Genomic DNA, 20,054 nt, shown 5'->3' with positions numbered 1-20,054 from the left:
TATTGAATTACCTGGTCTACAATTAAAAAATCCTATCATGCCCGCATCTGGCTGTTTTGGTTTTGGACGTGAATACAGTAACTTTTATGACCTTAGTAAATTAGGTGCAATCATTATGAAGGCTGCGACAGGAACCAAAAGGTATGGGAATAACACCCCAAGGGTTGCAGAAACCTCATCAGGTATGCTTAACGCAATAGGATTGCAGAATCCCGGAGTAGAAAAAATTATTGCATCTGAAGTCCCGTTCTTATCAAACTTTGATACATCAATTATTGCGAATATTGCTGGCAGTTCTATAGAAGAATATGTAGCAGTTGCAGCTGCATTTAATGAAGCGCCACAAGTGGCTGCACTGGAATTAAATATTTCCTGTCCTAACGTAAAAGAAGGGGGAATCCAATTTGGTACTGACCCATTGATGGCTGCAGAAGTTACAGCAATGGTCAAAAGGGTTAGCGATCTACCAGTTTATGTAAAATTATCACCTAATGTAAGCAATATCGTGGAAATGGCAAAAGCGGTAGAGAAAGCAGGTGCTGATGGGTTATCGATGATTAATACCCTTACTGGAATGCAAATAAATCTTAAATCTAGGAAACCTTTATTAGCAAATAAAACAGGTGGCCTATCCGGACAGGCAATTAAACCAGTCGCTATTCGAATGATACATGATGTTAGCCAGCATGTATCCATACCTATAATTGGTATGGGAGGAGTAACGAGCGCTGAAGATGTCCTAGAGTTCTTATTGGCGGGGGCAAGTGCAGTAGCCGTCGGAACAGCTAATTTTCAAAATCCATTTGTATGCTCTGAATTAATTGATGAATTACCTTCTATATTAGATAAATATGGATTTAGTTCGGTAAGTGACGTAATTGGAAAAGGAGTAATCGTATGAACAACAAAATCTATTTAGCATTGGATTTCCCCACATGGAAAGAAGCGGAAAAATTTTTACAAGTACATCAATTGGAACATATTCCCGTGAAAGTGGGGATGGAGTTGTTTTATAGGGAAGGACCTGCCTTAATTGAAAAATTAAAAGAAAAAGGGCACCCCATTTTTTTAGATTTAAAGCTTCATGATATTCCTACAACGGTTATGCGGGCAATGGTCAACCTGGCAAGTATGGAAGTGGATATTGTAAACGTACATGCTACGGGTGGTAGTGAAATGATTAAGCGTGCAAAGGAGGGCTTAATCAAAGGTTCATCTTCATCACCTAATACGAAGCTAATAGCAGTCACCGTATTAACCTCCATGGATAAAGCGGTGATGAACAAAGAGCTTCGCTTATCTGGAGAAGTAGAAGAGCAAGTCGTGCGTCTTGCTACTTTGAGTAAAGAAAGTGGAGCAGATGGAGTCGTGTGCTCCGTACATGAAGCAAACGCAATAAAAACAGCTTGTGGGTCATCATTCTTAACTGTTACCCCAGGGATTCGATTGGAAGATTCAAAGCAGAATGATCAAAAACGGATTGCTACACCCCATTTTGCTAAAATAAATGGAGCAGATATTTTGGTGGTTGGTAGAAGCATCACCAAGGCTATTAATCCGAGGCAAGCATATGACCAAATAATAAAGGAGTTTGAACATGGAAGTAAATAAAGAATTGGCAAGAGAGTTAGTTAAAATTAAAGCAGTTCAAATAAATCCAAATAAGTTTTTTACATGGACTTCCGGAATCAAGTCACCGATATACTGTGACAACAGAATGACAATGTCTTATCCAAAGGTACGAAAAAAAATAGTAAACGCTTTTAAACAATTTATCGAAAATATGGAAGAACAGCCAGAGGTTATAGCGGGATGTGCCACTGCAGGTATCCCACATGCTGCGTGGCTTGCTGAAGCCCTAGACTTGCCTATGGTCTATGTCCGAGGTAAAGCTAAAGGGCATGGGAAGGGAAACCAGATAGAAGGGGATCTAAGAGAAGGTCAGCGCGTAATAGTGATTGAAGACTTAATCTCTACAGGAGGATCTTCAATTGAAGCCGCAAAATCATTGGAAAAATCGGGTGCAGAAGTACTTGGAGTATTAGCTATTTTTACTTACGGTTTAGCTATAGCCTCAGAAAACTTTAAAAAAGAAAAAATATACTTACATACTATTACCAACTTTGATTCTCTAGTGGATCTACTTGTAGAAGACGGGGAACTCCCACCCGAAAAAAAGGCGGGGTTGCTGGAGTGGCGTAATCAATTATAAAGCTACTAAACACTTTGCTTTTCTTAATTATTCTAAATCTGATTGTAGAGAAGAATTATTCTCAGACCAAGTTAACTATCGTGCAACCTATATCGCCTTCCTTTATAATGGGGATAATAACTATACTTGATCAGAGGTTATAGAAATGAGAATAGAAGATTATATGCTACTACTGAAATTAAATGAGATTGGGACGATCAGAGGAACAGCTAAGGCAATCCTTATATCCCAACCTGCAGTTACTCAAAGGCTCAAATATATGGAAGAATACTTTGGGCAAACCATTTTCATTCGTACTTCTAAACGTTTAGTCCCTACCCCTAGTGGTGAGATGATATTGGAGCATGCAGCAACTGTAATCGAAAAGGAACAAACAATTAAAAACAAAATTGCCCAATCCAGCAAAGAGGTTCAAGGAACGTTATCCATTGCTTGTTCGTCATTAATTAGTCAACGTTTTTTACCATCAATACTTGGAGACTTCACAACACAGTATCCTAAAGTTGCGATTGATCTGGTAACTGGAATCAGCGAAAATATTAAACGTCATCATAAAAGTTATCATATTTGTATCATCAGAGGAGAGAAACTAAAAGAAAGTACCTGTATACATTTATTTGATGATCCTCTTTATATCTTTGATACAGAACCCTTCCCAGTCAATACTTTAAAAGAAAGACCGTTGATCTCTTTTAAAAGTGATGACAGTATGAATGAATTGGTAGATCATTGGCTGTACCATCATCAGGGAGATATTAAACCAGTAAAAACAATTACCGTCGATCAGATTGAAACATGTAAGCAATTAATGAAGCAGGGGCTTGGGATGGCGGTTTTACCGGAAAGTGTTTCTGATTCTATGAAAGAGGAATATCATTTTGTTCCTCTTCACCTGGAAGGTATTCCTGTGACCAGAGACACATGGATTTGTTATCAGGAAGGGGTAAAGCAACTCCCACAGGTGAACCACTTTATTAATTCAATAACAAGTCAATCATTTCTTTAGATGTTTATTTTCTTCTTTAAAAAGGAATACCTATTTATGTAGTTAAAAGGAGGAATAAAAATGAGTGATGTATTATTTACTTCAACAGCAACTGCAAAAAATGGTAGAGAAGGCCATGTAAAATCAAAAGATGAGCTTATTGACCTTGAATTGGTTAACCCAATAACGAACAAAGAAGATAAAGGATCGAACCCAGAGCAGCTTTTTGCTGCTGCATATGCAGCCTGTTATGATGGAGCATTAAATTTAGTTGCTTCCAAACAAAAGAAAAAAATAAGTTCTGAAACAACAGCTGATGTAAGTCTTTTAAAAGATCCTGAAGATGATGGTTTTAAAATTGGGGTTACACTAACAGTTAATATAGAAGGTGTTAATCCTGAAGAAGCAGATGAACTTACAGAAGCGGCGCATCAAGTATGTCCTTATTCTAAAGCAACAAGAGGAAATGTCGATGTAAAAATTAATGCGAAGGCAGTATAAAAAAGGAGTGAGCTTCTAAGCTCACTCTTTTTCTTTTAATTTTTCCACTAGCTGTTTACTAGGTGTAACAAATACTGTTTTCTGATTTTCATAAATAACATAACCTGGTTTGGCTCCATTTGGTTTTTTAACGTAGCGAATTTTTGTATAATCAACAGGAACAGAGGAAGATTGCTGTGACTTACTAAAATAAGCTGCGAGCTGGGCTGCTTCCATAATCGTTTCCTCAGTAGGCTCTTTAGCTCGTATGAGCACGTGGGAGCCCGGTATATCCTTTGTATGTAACCATATATCATCTCGATGAGCTAACTTCATAGTTACATACTCATTCTGTTTATTATTTTTACCGACAATAATTGAAGTCCCATCTGAAGAGACAAAGCTCTCGGGTTCCGGCTTTTTTGATTTGTTTTTCTTCAATTTGCTTTTTGACTGTTTCTTAAGATAGCCTTCTTCTCTTAGTTCTTCTCGTATTTCTTCAATATCTTCCAATCCAGCGACATCAATTTGCTGAAGTAACTGTTCGAGATAATTTATTTCACTTTCTGTTTTCAGCATTTCCTTTTCAATTACTTCCTTGGATTTCTTCAGCTTTTGATATGTTTTAAAGTAGCTCTGTGCGTTTTCACTTGGCGTCTTATGAGGGTCTAATTCGATGATCAAATCATTTTGTTCTGGATCATAGTAATCCTGAACGGTTACGGATGTATCCCCGTTTGACACAAGATGTAAGTGAGCAGTAAGCAGTTCTCCTGACTTTTGATATAAATCGGCTTTCTCTGCTTTTTTAATTGTTTGCTGATGCTTTTTTATTTTACGTTGATTCTTATCTCGTTCATTTTTAATAAAACGATACAGATCTTTTGCCTGTTGTTTTACGCGATCCCGTTCCGCCTTACCTGAGAAGAAATGATCAAGCATTTCACTAACTGAGTGAAATGAATGCTTTTCAGTATTAGTGATGGATAAAGGCAAAACATGAAAGTCTTCCTTCGTGCCAAGATAAATGGCTGGTTCATACTGATGATTAATAACATTAGCTTGAAACTCTTTGTAAATCTCCATATACCTCTGCTCGGAACCAAGATTTGCTCTTCTTTCTATTTCTTTCGCAATAAAAGGGGAAAATCCAGTTAGTGCATGAACTATTTGCATCTCCATTTTTCCACTATTAAAATCCAGTTTTTTTATGAAATCATTCTCATCAGCGGTTAAAATGTCTAATTTATCCTGCATCGGAGGAAGTTTATAAGGATGCCCAGGCATGATCGTACGATGTCGATTTTGAGACATGGTGATATGTTTGAGACTATCTATAATGGTTCCCTTTTCCTGATCAATTAATAGAATATTACTGTGCTTTCCCATTAATTCGATGGTAAGTGTCTTCGTACTTATATCTCCTATTTCATTTCTTGACTTAACGGTAAAGGAGACGATTCGCTCCATACTAAACTGTTCGATGCTTTCAAGTTGTGCCCCTGATAAATACTTTCTTAACACCATACAAAACATTGGAGCTTCCTGTGGATTGACATAATGGTCATTTGTCAAATGGAAACGTGTATAAGTGGGGTGTATGGACAGTACTAATGTGTGATTAGTTCCTTGACTTCTAATTGTGAATACAATTTCTGTAGAAGTTGGTTGATATATTTTTGTGATTTTTCCTGGTAGTAACTCTTTTTTTAGTTCCTCTGTTACTGCATGCGTAACAATTCCGTCAAATGGCATACAATCACCTCTCGCCAATTATAGCATTATTTAGGACAAGTCTGCATAGATATTAACTATAATAGCGAAAACCAGCTTTTTTAACTAAGTTTGTATTCATAGTTAATAATAGGGCTGATTTGGAGGAATGGTGGATGAAATGGTATCAATTAGACGTAGAAAAAGTAGAACAGAAGTTGCACGTAGTTACAAACAGAGGGCTCAGTCCAAAGCAAGTAGAGCAACGCCGTAAGCAGTATGGGTTTAACGTTTTGGAATCCCAAAAAAACATATCTAAATGGTTACTGTTTTTAAAACAGTTCCAGGACTTTATGGTACTTGTATTACTTGCTGCCACACTAATAGCAGGAATTCTTGGTGAATATGTAGATGCTATTGCCATTATGGTAATTGTTTTGGTAAATGGATTTATTGGTTACTTTCAAGAACAAAAGGCTGAAAATTCACTTGAGAAGTTAAAAGAACTTTCTGCCCCCATGGCAAATGTTTTCCGTGATGGGAAATGGGAAAAAGTTTCTTCCAGAGAAGTAGTTGTAGGAGACATTGTTAGAATAACAAGTGGTGATAGAGTTCCTGCGGATGTACGGATAACTAAATCGAATAGTCTGGAAACCGAGGAATCTGCACTTACAGGAGAATCTTTACCCGTAGCGAAACATGCAACACCAATCAACAGAGATCATGTAGATGCGCAAGACCAAGTGAACATGGGGTTCATGGGTACTTTGGTAACAAGAGGTTCAGCAATAGGGATCGTTGTTGGAACTGGAATGAATACGATGATGGGGCAAATTGCATCATTAATGGTGAATACAAAGAAAGTGATGACACCACTTGAAAGAAAATTAGCCGAATTGGGTAAAATTCTCATCGTCGTTGCATTATTCTTGACTGCATTAGTGGTAGTACTAGGAGTAATTCAGGGACACCCCGTCTACAACATGTTTCTTGCAGGAATATCACTGGCTGTTGCTGCTATCCCTGAAGGTCTTCCAGCCATAGTTACCGTAGCTTTATCTCTTGGAGTTCAGCGTATGATCAGGAAAAAGGCAATTGTCAGGAAGCTTTCTGCTGTAGAGACATTGGGATGTGCTTCTGTCATTTGTTCTGATAAAACGGGAACGATGACTGAAAATAAAATGACTGTTAAAGAATTGTTTCTAAATGGAAAACAATTATACGTAAGTGGGGATGGTTATGACATTCGAGGGGACTTCTACCTCTCTGATACAAAATTAGATGAGAAATATCCTAACCTGCAAGAAATGCTTATGTATGGAATGCTTTGTAACAACGCTAATTTACAAGTGAAAAAAGGTAAGTATTTGGTAGATGGGGATCCAACAGATGGCGCATTGCTTGTAGTAGCTAGAAAACTAGGTTTAACTGCTGTGATTGAAGAGAATTATCGAATAGTGAAAGAGATACCTTTCGATTCTGATAGAAAGCGGATGAGTGTAGTTATAGAAGATGAAAATGGGATGCGTTTTTTGATAACAAAGGGAGCACCTGATGTACTACTCCCAAGGAGCACCTTTCATTTCAATGCCAGTGGAAGAGCCCGACTTGATGCTGTAGATAGCCAATCTATACAGGAAGCTGTTGGACGTATGGCAGATAAGGCTTTAAGAACTCTTGCTATTGCTGTTAAACCACTTGCTAAAAATGACTCTCTGGAAACCTCCTTTCTTGAAAAGGATCTTACTTTTATTGGGTTGTATGGAATGATGGACCCTCCACGTAAAGAAGTGAAGTCTGCAATTGAAGAGTGTCGGCAGGCGGGCATACGTACCGTAATGATAACTGGCGACCATGTTAAGACTGCAAAGGCAATAGCTTCAAAACTAAACATATTACCAGAACATGGGCTTGTATTAGAGGGGCATCAATTAAATAAATTAACTGTAAATGAGTTAAAAGATGTTATTGAAGACACTTATGTTTTTGCCAGAGTAACACCAGAACATAAATTAAAGATTGTAGAGGCTTTTCAGGAAAAAGGACATATTGTGGCAATGACAGGGGATGGGGTAAACGATGCTCCTGCAATAAAGGCTAGTGATATTGGAATAAGTATGGGAATCAGTGGGACGGATGTTACGAAAGAAGCTTCTTCGTTAATCTTAATGGATGATAATTTTGCAACAATAAAATCTGCTATTCAAGAAGGCAGAAATATTTATGAAAACATCCGCAAATTTATTCGATATCTTTTAGCATCAAACGTAGGTGAAATTCTTGTTATGTTATTTGCTATGTTGTTAGCTTTACCACTCCCACTGGTCCCAGTCCAAATTTTATGGGTTAATCTTGTTACAGATGGTTTACCTGCAATGGCGTTAGGTTTAGATAAGGCGGAAAGTGACGTAATGAAGAAAGTTCCAAGAAATCCGCGTGAAGGCGTTTTCGCAAGAGGATTAGGTTATAAAATTATTACAAGAGGAATAGTAATCGGGATTGTAACCCTGCTTGCGTTTATTATTACCTATCAGAACAACCCCGACAATCTTGTATATGGACAAACCATGGCTTTTACCACGCTAGTTATGGCCCAATTAATTCATGTTTTTGATTGTCGAAGTGAACACTCCGTATTTTCAAGAAATCCATTTGAAAATATGTATCTAGTATTTGCCGTAATTTCTTCCCTACTATTAGTTCTTATTGTGATTTATTGGGAGCCGTTGCAGCCAATATTCCATACAACATCTCTAAATTTGCGAGATTGGATGCTGATCCTTGGTCTAAGCGCGTTACCAACTGTATTATTTGGGTTCACTAAAAAATAATGACCAAAAATAAGGGGCTGGGACATAACTAAACAACGTTATTCTAAAGACGAACTATTTAAAATGTGGGAACCCCGCTCCGGAAAAACACTTCGCTTTCCGTGGGCGCTGCTAAGCCTCCTCGTGCTATGCACTCCGGGGTCTTAGCTAGGCTTTTTCTCCCACAATGGTTTTCGGTGGGACGAGTAATCGCAGTCCCAGGAGTCTGCGTGTTTTTCCTCCGCTAATTCGTTCCAAAAAATAAATCCGAACCATAATTCATTATTAGTATGAATCGGTTCGGATTTTAACTTTATAAAATTTCATTTGGCCCAGCCTCTTTTTCTCTAAATAACTATAAAATTATAATATATTAATAATCTTTTACTGATTAGATACATTTTAACCACTCAATTATGTTTACTTCTTAAATACTAGTTCGACTTGGTCACACTCATAATTAAGATTTCTTGCTTAAGTTTCCAAGAGGTAACACTAGTCACTTATTACTTTCTTATCTAAGTATTTCACTAACCACACAAAAAAGTTTTCAACTCAGTCTTTCACAGGTATAATTAAATAAATAGACATGACAGCATGACGTCAACCTGTTTTCCAATATTAACATACACTATCATTTGCACTATGTGTAATTTGGTAATAAAGATAAGTATGATATACTTTTTTAATGTATACTTTTTGTAGTATAATGAGATACATTGTAGTTAGGGGGAGCAAATTTGAGTTTACGTCTTATAAATATTGGTTTTGGTAACGTAGTGTCAGCTAATAGGGTGATATCAATTGTGTCACCTGAATCCGCACCGGTTAAGCGTATTATTGCTGTGGCTAGAGAGAATAATAAATTAGTTGATGCAACCTATGGAAGAAGAACGAGGGCTGTTATAATAACAGATAGTGATCATGTAGTATTATCTGCTGTGCAACCGGAAACTGTTGGTCAGCGCGTACTAAGTCACGAAGAAGTTACGGATGATAATTAAAGCGTATAATAGTAGGAGGAACTATTTTGATTGAAGAGAAAGGTATTTTATTTGTTCTTTCTGGCCCATCAGGAGTAGGAAAGGGTACAGTAAGAAAGGAACTTTTTAATCAGGCTACAGATTTGAAATATTCAATTTCCATGACAACAAGAGACATCCGACCAGGCGAGGAGGATGGAGTGGATTATTTCTATAAAAGTAGAGAAGAGTTTGAAAATCTGATTAAAAACAACCAGCTTTTGGAATATGCTAAATATGTCAATAATTATTATGGTACACCCAGAGCATATGTAGAGGAAATGCTAGAAGCAGGTTATGATGTTTTTCTGGAAATTGAGGTGCAAGGCGCCTTGCAGGTAAAGGAAAATTTTCCTGAGGGTGTATTCATCTTTCTTTTTCCTCCAAGTTTGGAAGAACTGAAAAACAGAATCATAAATAGAGGAACAGAAACATCAGAGTTAGTTTTGAACAGGCTGAAGGAAGCAAGAAACGAAATTGAGATGATGGATGCGTATGATTATGTAGTTGTGAATGATCAAGTTGAATTAGCAGTAGAAAAAGTACAATCCATTATTCAAAGTGAACACCTGAAGCGGGAACGAATTGCAAAGCAATATAAACAGTTATTGGAGGATGAATTGTAATGTTAGAACCATCGATTGATGCTCTTCAAGAGAAAATTAATTCTAAGTACACGTTAGTAACTTTATCTGCTATGAGGGCAAGACAAATGAGTGAGACAAAGAACCCTTTAGTAGACCACCCATTCTCACATAAATATGTTGGGATGGCTTTGGAAGAAATACTTGCCGAGAAGCTTACGATTGCAGATGGACAAAAAAAAGACAGTGAGTAGAGGCTGAAATAGTGAGAGGCTTTACTAACTAAATGTACATGCCTCTTTTCAAACTAAATGAATATGTTCTCTATAAACCCCATCGTTGGATAGACGAGGGGTTTCTTAATTTAGAAAACGATTGATTACATTTTTAATCTCTATTAAGCTTATTGCTAAGAAGGGAATTTTTGGTTCGTCAAAAACGGCTGTAACTAAATGCTGCAAATGAATTTGTATATGTATAAACGTAAGTATTTATCCTTTATACTATTTTGTATGGTATAAATAGAGTAGATTATTTACAGGTGAGAGGGGTCTAAATATGTTGATTGAAAAGAATATTTTACTTGGAGTCTCAGGAGGTATTGCTGCATATAAAGCTTGTGCTTTAACAAGTCAATTAACCCAGCGAGGTGCAAATGTTAAAGTAATGATGACAGAGCATGCCGCCAAATTCGTCTCGCCACTCACGTTCCAAGCGTTATCGAGAAACCCGGTATATGTAGATACATTTGATGAAAAAGACCCTGAAAAAATTGCGCATATAGATATTGCTGATTGGGCAGACATAGCATTGCTGGCTCCAGCAACCGCTAATATCATTGGAAAAATCGCCACAGGTATTGCTGATGATATGCTTTCAACTACCCTTTTGGCAACACAAGCTGAAATCTATATTGCCCCAGCAATGAACGTGAACATGTATGCACATCCTGCAGTTCAACGAAACATGCAACAGCTGGAGGAATGGGGGCATCATTTTATTGAGCCTGGCGCTGGATATTTAGCTTGTGGTTACGTTGGAAAAGGAAGGTTGGAAGAGCCTGAGAGCATTATTAAAGCAGTAGAAAATCATCAAAACAGGCTTAAGCCTCTTGTCGGAAAAAATATATTAATTTCAGCTGGTCCAACAAGAGAAGTTATTGATCCAGTCCGTTTTTTCAGTAATCGCTCGTCCGGAAAGATGGGTTTTGCTTTGGCTGAAGCTGCAGCCGAGGCTGGGGGAGATGTTACCCTTGTAGCAGGCCCTTGCAGTCTTTCTATAAAAAACCCAGCAATTAAGCGAATAGATATTGTTTCTGCGCAAGATATGTATGAAGCTATGCACCATCACTTTGATACGAGTGATATTGTGATTAAAGCAGCTGCTGTGGCGGATTATCGCCCCAAAGTAACTTATGATAATAAAATGAAAAAACAACCGGGAGAATGGCATGTGGAAATGGAACGGACAAAAGATATTCTTCTTTCTCTTGGAGAAAAAAAGACAACACAGTACCTTGTTGGTTTTGCTGCGGAAACATCTATGCCAATTGAATATGGAATCGATAAACTCGTACGGAAAAATCTTGATTCCATTATTGTAAATAATGTAGCAGAAGAGGGAGCAGGCTTTGAAGGTGATACAAATGTTGTCACATATATTAATAAACACCAACAGATAGAGGAACTGGAAATGAACACAAAGGCAGAAGTAGCAAAACATATCCTGAATTTAATTTATCGTGATATGAAGGATGAAGTAAATTGAATATAGCTAAAGTGATTGTCGATGTACCATCAAAAGCAATAAACCAAACCTTTGATTATCTTATACCAGAAAAATATATGGAGATACTTCAAATAGGCATGCGTGTTACGGTGCCTTTTGGACCAAGAAAAGTGATGGGTTTTGTAGTCGGTAAAACGAATGATTCTGAGCTTGACAAACTAAAAGAAATAAATGGAGTTTTGGATATCACCCCTGTTTTAACAGAAGAGCTATTAAAGCTTGGAAAATGGGTTGCTAAGGACAGTGTCAGTTTTTATATTACTGCTTTACAAGCGATGCTGCCTCAAGTATTAAAAGCCCAGTACAAAAAAGAATTAATCCGAACAACAGGAGAGAGGTTGCCAGAACCATTAGAGTTTCTATTTGCAGGCAGAGATGCAATTCCGTATGAAGAATTTGAATACTCTACAATTAGTTATTATCAATTACAAAAGACGATTCAAGAAGGCGGGGTATCCGTAAATTATCTTGTTAAGTCAAAAATCACAAAGAAACAAGTAAGCATGATAAAACCTGCAAAAGATATTACTCATCTGGAAGAAATTCTTGTTGATATGTCTAAAAATGCAAAAAAACAACGTCAGCTATTAATGCATTTTATTGAAAATCCAGAACCGATCGAGAGACAGGGGCTTTTAAAAAAGATTGGAACTACAGCTTCAACCTTAAAACCTTTGTTGGATAAATCGCTACTGGAAGCATACACCGTAGAAGTGTATAGAAACCCGTATAATGAAAATGATTTTAAGCCCACAACTGCTTTGACATTAACAAAAGAACAACAAAAAGCAATCACCCCTATTAATAAAAGTATTGAAGAAGAATTACACGAAGTATTTTTATTACATGGAGTAACAGGAAGTGGGAAAACAGAAATTTACCTTCAGGCAATCGAAAAGGTAATTAACAAAGGTGAGGAAGCAATCGTCTTAGTTCCAGAAATAGCGCTTACCCCTCAAATGGTGAGGCGTTTTAAAGGAAGATTTGGTACAAATGTTGCTGTTATGCATAGTGCATTATCCAAGGGTGAGAAATACGATGAATGGAGAAAGATTCAGAGAAAAGAAGTTCAAGTAGTAGTTGGCGCCAGGTCCGCAATATTTGCTCCTTTTGAAAACATCGGCATTATTATCATTGATGAGGAACATGAAACAACATATAAACAAGAGGACCAGCCCAAATACCATGCAAGAGATGTAGCGATCCGACGTGCCGAAACACATAAGTGTCCTGTGGTACTGGGCAGCGCTACCCCTACTCTTGAATCGTTTGCAAGGGCTAAAAAAGAAGTGTATAAACTTCTTACACTTAGCAAGCGGACAAATGAACAAGGCATGCCACAAGTTGAAATTGTAGACATGAGAAAAGAACTTCATGCAGGCAATCGGACGATGTTCTCAAGACAATTAAAAGAGAAGATGGAAGATCGGCTTCAAAAGGGAGAACAGATTGTATTGTTATTAAACCGAAGAGGTTATTCTACTTTTGTAATGTGTCGTGATTGTGGCCATGTGAAGGAATGTCCACATTGTGACATTGCGTTAACCTATCACAAAAATACTAACCATTTAAAGTGCCACTATTGCTCTTATGAAGAGCCTATGCCTATTGTCTGTCCTGAATGTGAAAGTGATTTAATCCGTTATTTTGGTACAGGGACACAGCGTGTAGAAGAAGCCTTAACTCAGCTTTTACCTGAAGCAAGCATCATACGGATGGATGTGGATACAACGAGACGAAAGGGAGCCCATGAAAAACTGCTCGGCCAGTTTGCAAGGCAAGAGGCGAACATATTATTAGGAACCCAAATGATAGCAAAGGGGTTGGATTTTGAAAATGTTACCCTCGTTGGGGTTCTAACCGCAGATTCCATGTTACATTTACCTGATTTTCGTTCATCCGAAAAAACCTTTCAACTGCTTACACAAGTAAGTGGTAGAGCTGGAAGGCATTCCTTAGAAGGTGAAGTAATTGTACAGACATATACTCCGGACCATTATAGTATTGAGTTGGCAAGCCAATATGATTTCCAGACATTTTATGAAAATGAAATGAGGATGCGAAAAACCTTTCAGTATCCACCTTATTATTATTTGGCATTAGTAACAGTATCTCACCAAAATAAGGTTAAAACAGCACAAACAACTCAAAATATTGTTCAGTTATTACAGAAAGTTGTTAACGATAATACAGTGATTTTAGGACCAACGCCATCCCCTATTCCTCGTATGAAAGATAGATATCGTTATCAGTGCATGATAAAATATAAAAATGAACCGAAACTACGTTTTTACTTAAATAAAATTCTGGAACAATTCTATGATGAAATGCGAAAAGAGGATCTTTTTATTTCTATTGACATGCAACCATATCATTTAATGTAAAATACTCCGCAAAAACTAGATATGCAGAAAGTAGGTTAAATATGAAACGTATAGTTTTTATGGGTACTCCTGATTTTTCAGTACCTGTTTTAAAGTCAGTTATAAATTCAGAGTATGAGGTAGTTCTGGTTGTATCCCAACCGGACAGACCCAAAGGCAGAAAAAGGGTCATCACTCCCCCACCAGTAAAGACAGAAGCAGAGAAATATGGTATTCCTGTATTTCAGCCGGAAAAGCTAAGGAACGATTATGAAACTATACTGGATTATCAACCAGATTTGATTGTAACAGCAGCCTATGGTCAAATATTACCGAAAGCTTTGTTGGATGCACCGAAGTTTGGGTGTATCAATGTTCATGCGTCTTTGCTTCCTGAATTACGAGGGGGTGCACCAATCCATTATGCAATTATGCAGGGAAAAGAAGAAACTGGTATTACTATTATGTACATGGCAGAAAAATTGGATGCTGGTGATATATTAATGCAACGCTCTGTAGTTATAGAAGAGAAAGATCATGTTGGATCTATGCATGATAAATTATCACAAACGGGTGCAAAGTTATTAGTAGAATGCTTACCACGTTTATTCTCAAATGAATTAACACCAATTAAACAGAAAGAAGCTAATGCTACTTTTGCAAGGAATATAACAAGAGAGCAAGAAAAAATTGACTGGACGAAAGGAAGCAGGGAAATATACAACCATATTCGTGGCTTGCATCCATGGCCAGTAGCTTTTACTACCTATGAAGGGAAAATAATGAAGATTTGGTGGGCTCAGATGGATGAGACAATATATCAAGGGCAACCAGGTGAAATTATATCGAAAATAGATGACGAAGCTTTTATTGTAGTTTGTGGGGATAATAAAGGCATAAAAGTTACTGAGGTTCAGCCGGCAGGCAAGAAAAGAATGTCAGTAAAAGAATATTTGCAAGGTTCGGTGGATCGAATTAAACAAGGTAAGGTGTTGGGTCATTAAATGAGTAATTATCAATTAAGAAATGCAGTATTAGAAATACTTCTGAGAATAGAAAAGGATCAAAGTTTTAGCCATCTTCTCATAAATCAAGAGCTTAAATCCAAAAAGCTCAACCCAAAGGATGAGGGATTGCTTACAGAAATTGTATATGGTACACTTCAACGCCAGATCACTCTAGATTATTTTCTTTCAAAATTTGTAGATTCGAAAAAGAAACTCGATTTTTGGGTAAAAGCACTTTTGAGAATGTCCTTATATCAAATGGTTTTTTTGGATAGAATACCAGATCACGCTATTATCCATGAAGCTGTTGAAATTGCAAAGCGACGAGGACATCGAGGAATTTCTTCCTTTGTCAATGGGGTATTACGAAATATACAACGACAAGGAGTACCTGATACAGAGGAGATACAGGACCCAGCCTTAAGGATTTCAGTAGAAACCAGTCATCCTGAGTGGCTTGTCAAGCGTTGGATAGGGACCTATGGCTATGAAACAACAAAGGCGATGTGTGAAACCAATGTTACTCGCAAACTAACAGCCGTACGTATACAACCTCTGAGAATAAATCGTGATGAAGCAATACGCATTCTTACTGACCAGGGATTTGAGGTTCAAGCTTCAACGCTTTCCAAACAAGGAATTGTTATAATAAAAGGGAACATCTTACAAACAGATCTATTCAAGCAAGGTTACGTTACCATACAGGATCAAAGTTCCATGTTGGCTGCAGAAATGCTGAATGTTATTCCAGGCATGACTGTTTTAGATGCTTGCAGTGCACCCGGAGGGAAAGTAACGCATATTGCCGAAAAAATGGAAAATAAAGGAACTATCTATGCACATGACCTGCATAAAAAGAAGACAAAACTAATTGACCAAAAAGCTGAACAATTACAATTAGATATAGTTAATACGTCTCAGGCTGATGCTAGACAGCTGCAAGAACAATATGAACTGGAAACCTTTGATCGAATTTTAGTTGACGCACCTTGCTCTGGTCTAGGAGTTATACGTGGAAAGCCTGAAATAAAGTATCATAAAGCAGAAGAGGATGTTGAAAGGTTAGCGGAAATTCAATTATCTATACTAAATAGTGTAGCTCCGTTGCTAAAGCGAAACGGATTGTTAATTTATAGTACCTGCACAGTGGATGCCGAAGAAAATGAAAATGTAGTTAAAAAATTTTTAAGTGAGCATGTAGATTTTCATGTGGATACGGAGTTCTTTTCTGATTTACCAAACTCGGTACGCGAATCTGAAGGGATTTCGCAATATGGATTTCAATTATTTCCACAGAACTACAATACCGATGGTTTCTTTTTAACCCGTTTAATAAGAACAACATAATAGAACAATTACATTTTAATTAAAAAGTATGTCATAATTGTAGTAAATAAACCTGAAGTTTAAAGAGGTGAAAGGATGGAAGGACAATTTCTAACAGATAAAGGTCAGGTTAGGAATCATAATGAAGACTCCGGTGGTGTTTTTTATAGCTCCTCAAAACAGCTTCTCGCAATTATAGCAGATGGCATGGGCGGACATCAGGCGGGCGACGTGGCAAGCCAGATGGCCACTGGTTTATTAAAAGAAAAGTGGGAACAATGTGATAAACTTACCTCTCCTCAGGAAGCGGAAGATTGGGTATCACGCGCTATCTCAGACATTAACAAATCTATTTATAAGAAAGCAATCGAAAAGGAAGAATGTAGAGGGATGGGCACAACAGTAGTAATCACTATCTGCACAAAGGAATTTATGACTATAGCCCATATCGGCGATAGCCGGTGCTATTTATTACATGATAATATTTTAAGACAAATGACAGAGGACCATTCATTAGTAAATGAGTTAGTACGCTCAGGCCAAATTACAAAGGAAGAGGCGGAATATCATCCACGCAAAAATGTGTTGCTTAAGGCACTTGGTACGGAGGAGGATATAGCCCCATCTGTACGTTCCCTGGAGTGGCAAAATGATAATATACTTATATTGTGTTCCGATGGTTTAATAAACAAGGTAACAGATCTTGAACTTGGTGAATTTCTGAGTTCTTCTAAGGATATTTGTCAAATTGGAGAAGAAATGATAGAACTTGCCAATGAACGTGGTGGCGAAGATAATATTTCACTGGTAATTGTTAAAGATACCAATTCAGTGGAAGTTGGTGAAACATTATGTTAAATGGCCACCTTTTAAACGAACGCTACCAGATTAAAGAGACAATCGGTGGGGGTGGCATGGCAAATGTTTATCTGGCCAGAGACTTTATTCTAGAGCGAGATGTAGCAATTAAAGTATTACGTCTTGAATATGCAAATGATGAAGAGTTTATTGCGCGTTTCGACAGGGAGGCTCAATCAGCGACAAGCCTATCACATCCTAATATTGTCAATATATATGATGTTGGCGAGGAAGACAATATTTTGTATATGGTTATGGAATATGTAGATGGGATGACGTTAAAGGAATACATCCAACGTTACGGTCCCTTGGATGTTCATGAAACCTTGGATATTATGAAACAGATTACTGCGGCAATATCTCACGCCCATGCAAATGACATTGTTCATCGAGATATTAAGCCTCAAAATATATTAATAAATACATATGGTCAAGTGAAGGTTACTGATTTTGGGATTGCCATTGCTTTGAGTGCTACTTCTCTCACCCAAACAAATTCCATATTAGGTTCTGTACATTATCTTTCTCCTGAACAAGCAAGAGGAGGCATGGCTACCAAGAAATCAGATATATACTCGATTGGGATTGTGTTGTTTGAGCTATTAACAGGTAGACTGCCGTTTTCGGGCCAATCCCCTGTATCTATTGCTTTAAAGCATTTACAGAGCGATACGCCCTCTGTGAAAAGATTCAATCCAGATGTCCCACAAAGTGTTGAAAACATTGTCTTAAAAGCTACTGCTAAAGATCCATTTCATCGATATGAAACAGTTTATGACATGGAAATAGCTTTGGAATCAGCTCTCGACCCAGATAAATTAAATGAAGAAATGTTTGCCCCGCCTCTAGAAGCTGGTGAAGAGACTAAAGCTATCCCGATTATTACGGATGATCAGCTTCAACAGTCTTCCAATCAAGATACGTTAGTAAGAGATGATACGGTACCAACGAAACAAATGATTGGTATTGAAAAAGGAAAAGTTGGTAAGAAAAATACAAAACCAAAGAAACAAAAAAGTAAAGACAAAAAGAAGAAAAAAAACAAGAAGAAAAAGTGGTTAGGCATCAGTATAATTTTGTTTATTCTCCTGGCTTCAGGGATTCTGGCATTGTTCTTTTTACCAGATCTTCTTCAGCCCAAGGACGTAACAGTACCTGATGTGATTAATATGTCAGAGGAAGAAGCGGAAGAAGAGTTGGCCAAAATTAATCTCCAAGTGAAGAAAGAAGAAATGTTTTCCGAGGAGATAGAGGAAGGTCATATAGTCAGGACAGATCCAAAACCGGGCAAAACTGTAAAAGAGGAGACCGAAATAACCCTTTATATAAGTCAAGGTAAGGAAAAGATAAGTTTTCCTGATTATATTGGGAGAGATTTTGACCAAATTAAACGGCTGTTGGAGAGTGAATATGAACAAGTAATTGACTATGAAAAACCTTCTGATAAGCCAGTTGGTGAAATAATCAACCAAATCCAACCAACACCTGGACAAGAAGTGGTGCCAAGTGAAACAAAGGTAATATTTGAGATAAGCAGTGGGCCTGAAAGGGTAGCACTAAAAGATTTATCTGGAGATACAGAAGAGGAAGCAAAGAAGTACCTTGAGAGTATGAAAATGGTTTTTAATCGTGAAGAAAAGCATGATGAAAGTATCCCTGAAGGGCAAGTGATCAATCAAGAACCTGCTGCAGGTTCTGAAATCGAAGAGGGGTCTTCTGTAACTGTATATATATCCACAGGCCCCGAAGAAAAACCTCCTGTTTCAAGATCTGTAACTTTTACAGTCCCGTTCAAACCTGAAAAAAATGAGGAAGGCGAGGAACAGCAAGAACAGACAGTGAAAATTTATGTGGACGATGCAGAGAATGATATTTCTAATGTTTATAAAGAAGAAACAATAACAGAAGACTATGAAGATACAATTACTTTAGTTATAGCACCAGGAGAAGAAGCGGAGTATTTAATTATGAGAGATGACGATATTATTATAAATAAAACAGTTCCGTACAAAGAAGGTGAATAAATGGCAGAGGGAAGAATAATTAAAGCACTAAGTGGCTTTTACTATGTACAGGCTGGAGAGAGTGTTTTTCAATGCAGAGGAAGAGGAGTTTTTCGTAATAAAAAGATAACTCCGCTGGTAGGAGATTTTGTCACTTTCGAACCGAATGAACATAATGAGGGATATATAACAGATATTAAACAAAGAGAAAATGAACTAGTCAGGCCCCCAATAGCTAATATTAATCAAGCAATTATTTTGAGCTCCGCTAAAGAACCTGATTTTAGTACAACATTATTAGACCGATTTCTTGTCTTAATAGAAGCAAAGGGTATAAGGCCAGTTATTTTTATAACTAAAATTGACACAGTTAAGGGAGAAAGTTCAGCAAAAATAGAAGAATTTAAAAAGGATTATAATAATATTGGATATGAAGTTGAAATGGTTTCTTCTAAATACCCAGAGGAGATCCCGGAGTTAGGCCACTATTTCCGTGACAAGGTAACTGTATTTGCAGGGCAGTCCGGGGTAGGGAAGTCATCTTTACTTAACGCTTTAAATCCTTCTCTTACCTTAAAAACAGGTGAAATTTCTTCGAGTTTGGGAAGAGGTAAGCACACGACTCGACATGTAGAGCTAATAGAAGTCCATGGCGGGCTGGTAGCTGACACTCCAGGGTTTAGTTCATTGGATTTTGGTGAAATTGAGTTGGAGAGGTTATCAGCTTGCTTTCCAGAAATGAGAGAATTACAGGACCAGTGTAAATTTCGGGGGTGTTTACATCACAAAGAGCCTAAATGTGCAGTGAAAAATGCAGTGGAAATCGGCAAGGTCCCCCTCTACCGCTATGAACATTATCTCCGGTTCTTTGAAGAGATTAAAACAAGAAAGCCGAGGTATTAA

At 37.5% G+C, this 20,054-nt stretch carries 17 protein-coding genes; 16 read left to right on the top strand and 1 reads right to left on the bottom strand.

Annotated features, from left to right (window positions below):
* The first annotated feature begins 37 nt into the window (after nt 1-37).
* From BME96_RS11180 to BME96_RS11160, 5 genes are all read left to right on the top strand, one after another.
* Complete coding sequence (locus BME96_RS11180) at nt 38-901, top strand: dihydroorotate dehydrogenase (RefSeq protein WP_051002292.1); 864 nt, start codon at nt 38-40, stop codon at nt 899-901.
* Nucleotides 898-1,611: an orotidine-5'-phosphate decarboxylase gene (gene pyrF / locus BME96_RS11175; RefSeq protein ID WP_071649084.1), complete on the top strand. Its 714-nt coding sequence runs from the start codon at nt 898-900 to the stop codon at nt 1,609-1,611. The genes BME96_RS11180 and pyrF overlap by 4 nt, the downstream gene beginning before the upstream one ends.
* A complete protein-coding gene (gene pyrE / locus BME96_RS11170; RefSeq protein WP_071649083.1) occupies nt 1,598-2,212 on the top strand; it encodes an orotate phosphoribosyltransferase in 615 nt (204 codons plus the stop codon). The genes pyrF and pyrE overlap by 14 nt, the downstream gene beginning before the upstream one ends.
* Nucleotides 2,213-2,357: 145 nt before the next feature.
* Nucleotides 2,358-3,218: a LysR family transcriptional regulator gene (locus tag BME96_RS11165; RefSeq protein ID WP_019376531.1), complete on the top strand. Its 861-nt coding sequence runs from the start codon at nt 2,358-2,360 to the stop codon at nt 3,216-3,218.
* A 60-nt stretch (nt 3,219-3,278) separates the two neighbouring features.
* Nucleotides 3,279-3,698, top strand: a complete 420-nt coding sequence (locus tag BME96_RS11160; RefSeq protein ID WP_019376530.1) for an organic hydroperoxide resistance protein — start codon at nt 3,279-3,281, stop codon at nt 3,696-3,698.
* Nucleotides 3,699-3,719: 21 nt separating this feature from the next.
* On the opposite strand, the gene BME96_RS11155 is transcribed toward BME96_RS11160, so the two are convergent.
* On the bottom strand, nt 3,720-5,432 hold the full coding sequence (locus tag BME96_RS11155; RefSeq protein WP_071649082.1) for an Rqc2 family fibronectin-binding protein: 1,713 nt from the start codon (nt 5,430-5,432) through the stop codon (nt 3,720-3,722).
* A gap of 134 nt (nt 5,433-5,566) precedes the next feature.
* On the opposite strand from BME96_RS11155, the gene BME96_RS11150 reads away from it, so the two are divergent.
* The 11 genes from BME96_RS11150 (at nt 5,567) to rsgA (ending at nt 20,054) form a co-directional block, all read left to right on the top strand.
* Nucleotides 5,567-8,221 carry a calcium-translocating P-type ATPase, SERCA-type gene (locus BME96_RS11150; RefSeq protein ID WP_019376528.1) on the top strand — a complete coding sequence of 885 codons (2,655 nt, stop codon included), beginning with the start codon at nt 5,567-5,569 and terminating at the stop codon, nt 8,219-8,221.
* 719 nt (nt 8,222-8,940) lie between these two features.
* Nucleotides 8,941-9,204: an extracellular matrix/biofilm regulator RemA gene (gene remA / locus BME96_RS11145; protein ID WP_019376527.1), complete on the top strand. Its 264-nt coding sequence runs from the start codon at nt 8,941-8,943 to the stop codon at nt 9,202-9,204.
* A gap of 26 nt (nt 9,205-9,230) precedes the next feature.
* Nucleotides 9,231-9,848, top strand: coding sequence for a guanylate kinase (gene gmk, locus BME96_RS11140; protein ID WP_019376526.1), 618 nt, complete (start codon nt 9,231-9,233; stop codon nt 9,846-9,848).
* Nucleotides 9,848-10,060 (top strand): DNA-directed RNA polymerase subunit omega, encoded by a 213-nt coding sequence (gene rpoZ / locus BME96_RS11135; protein ID WP_019376525.1) that lies wholly within the window; start codon nt 9,848-9,850, stop codon nt 10,058-10,060. The genes gmk and rpoZ overlap by 1 nt, the downstream gene beginning before the upstream one ends.
* Nucleotides 10,061-10,364: 304 nt before the next feature.
* Nucleotides 10,365-11,573 (top strand): bifunctional phosphopantothenoylcysteine decarboxylase/phosphopantothenate--cysteine ligase CoaBC, encoded by a 1,209-nt coding sequence (gene coaBC / locus BME96_RS11130; RefSeq protein WP_060680794.1) that lies wholly within the window; start codon nt 10,365-10,367, stop codon nt 11,571-11,573.
* The gene (priA, locus tag BME96_RS11125) at nt 11,570-13,978 is read left to right on the top strand and encodes a primosomal protein N' (protein ID WP_019376523.1); all 2,409 of its coding nucleotides are present in this window, start codon (nt 11,570-11,572) and stop codon (nt 13,976-13,978) included. The genes coaBC and priA overlap by 4 nt, the downstream gene beginning before the upstream one ends.
* A gap of 41 nt (nt 13,979-14,019) precedes the next feature.
* A complete protein-coding gene (gene fmt / locus BME96_RS11120; RefSeq protein ID WP_060680798.1) occupies nt 14,020-14,961 on the top strand; it encodes a methionyl-tRNA formyltransferase in 942 nt (313 codons plus the stop codon).
* On the top strand, nt 14,962-16,311 hold the full coding sequence (gene rsmB / locus BME96_RS11115; protein ID WP_019376521.1) for a 16S rRNA (cytosine(967)-C(5))-methyltransferase RsmB: 1,350 nt from the start codon (nt 14,962-14,964) through the stop codon (nt 16,309-16,311). It abuts the gene before it with no gap.
* 75 nt (nt 16,312-16,386) lie between these two features.
* Nucleotides 16,387-17,148 carry a Stp1/IreP family PP2C-type Ser/Thr phosphatase gene (locus BME96_RS11110; RefSeq protein WP_060680800.1) on the top strand — a complete coding sequence of 254 codons (762 nt, stop codon included), beginning with the start codon at nt 16,387-16,389 and terminating at the stop codon, nt 17,146-17,148.
* Nucleotides 17,142-19,172, top strand: a complete 2,031-nt coding sequence (pknB, locus tag BME96_RS11105; RefSeq protein ID WP_019376519.1) for a Stk1 family PASTA domain-containing Ser/Thr kinase — start codon at nt 17,142-17,144, stop codon at nt 19,170-19,172. The genes BME96_RS11110 and pknB overlap by 7 nt, the downstream gene beginning before the upstream one ends.
* Nucleotides 19,173-20,054, top strand: coding sequence for a ribosome small subunit-dependent GTPase A (gene rsgA / locus BME96_RS11100; protein WP_019376518.1), 882 nt, complete (start codon nt 19,173-19,175; stop codon nt 20,052-20,054).

Source organism: Virgibacillus halodenitrificans (assembly GCF_001878675.1).
In the GTDB taxonomy this organism is placed as follows: Bacteria; Bacillota; Bacilli; order Bacillales; family Amphibacillaceae; genus Virgibacillus_Q; species Virgibacillus_Q halodenitrificans.
Note: the sequence above shows the minus strand (reverse complement) of the source record. Positions and strands in the feature narration are given on the sequence as shown.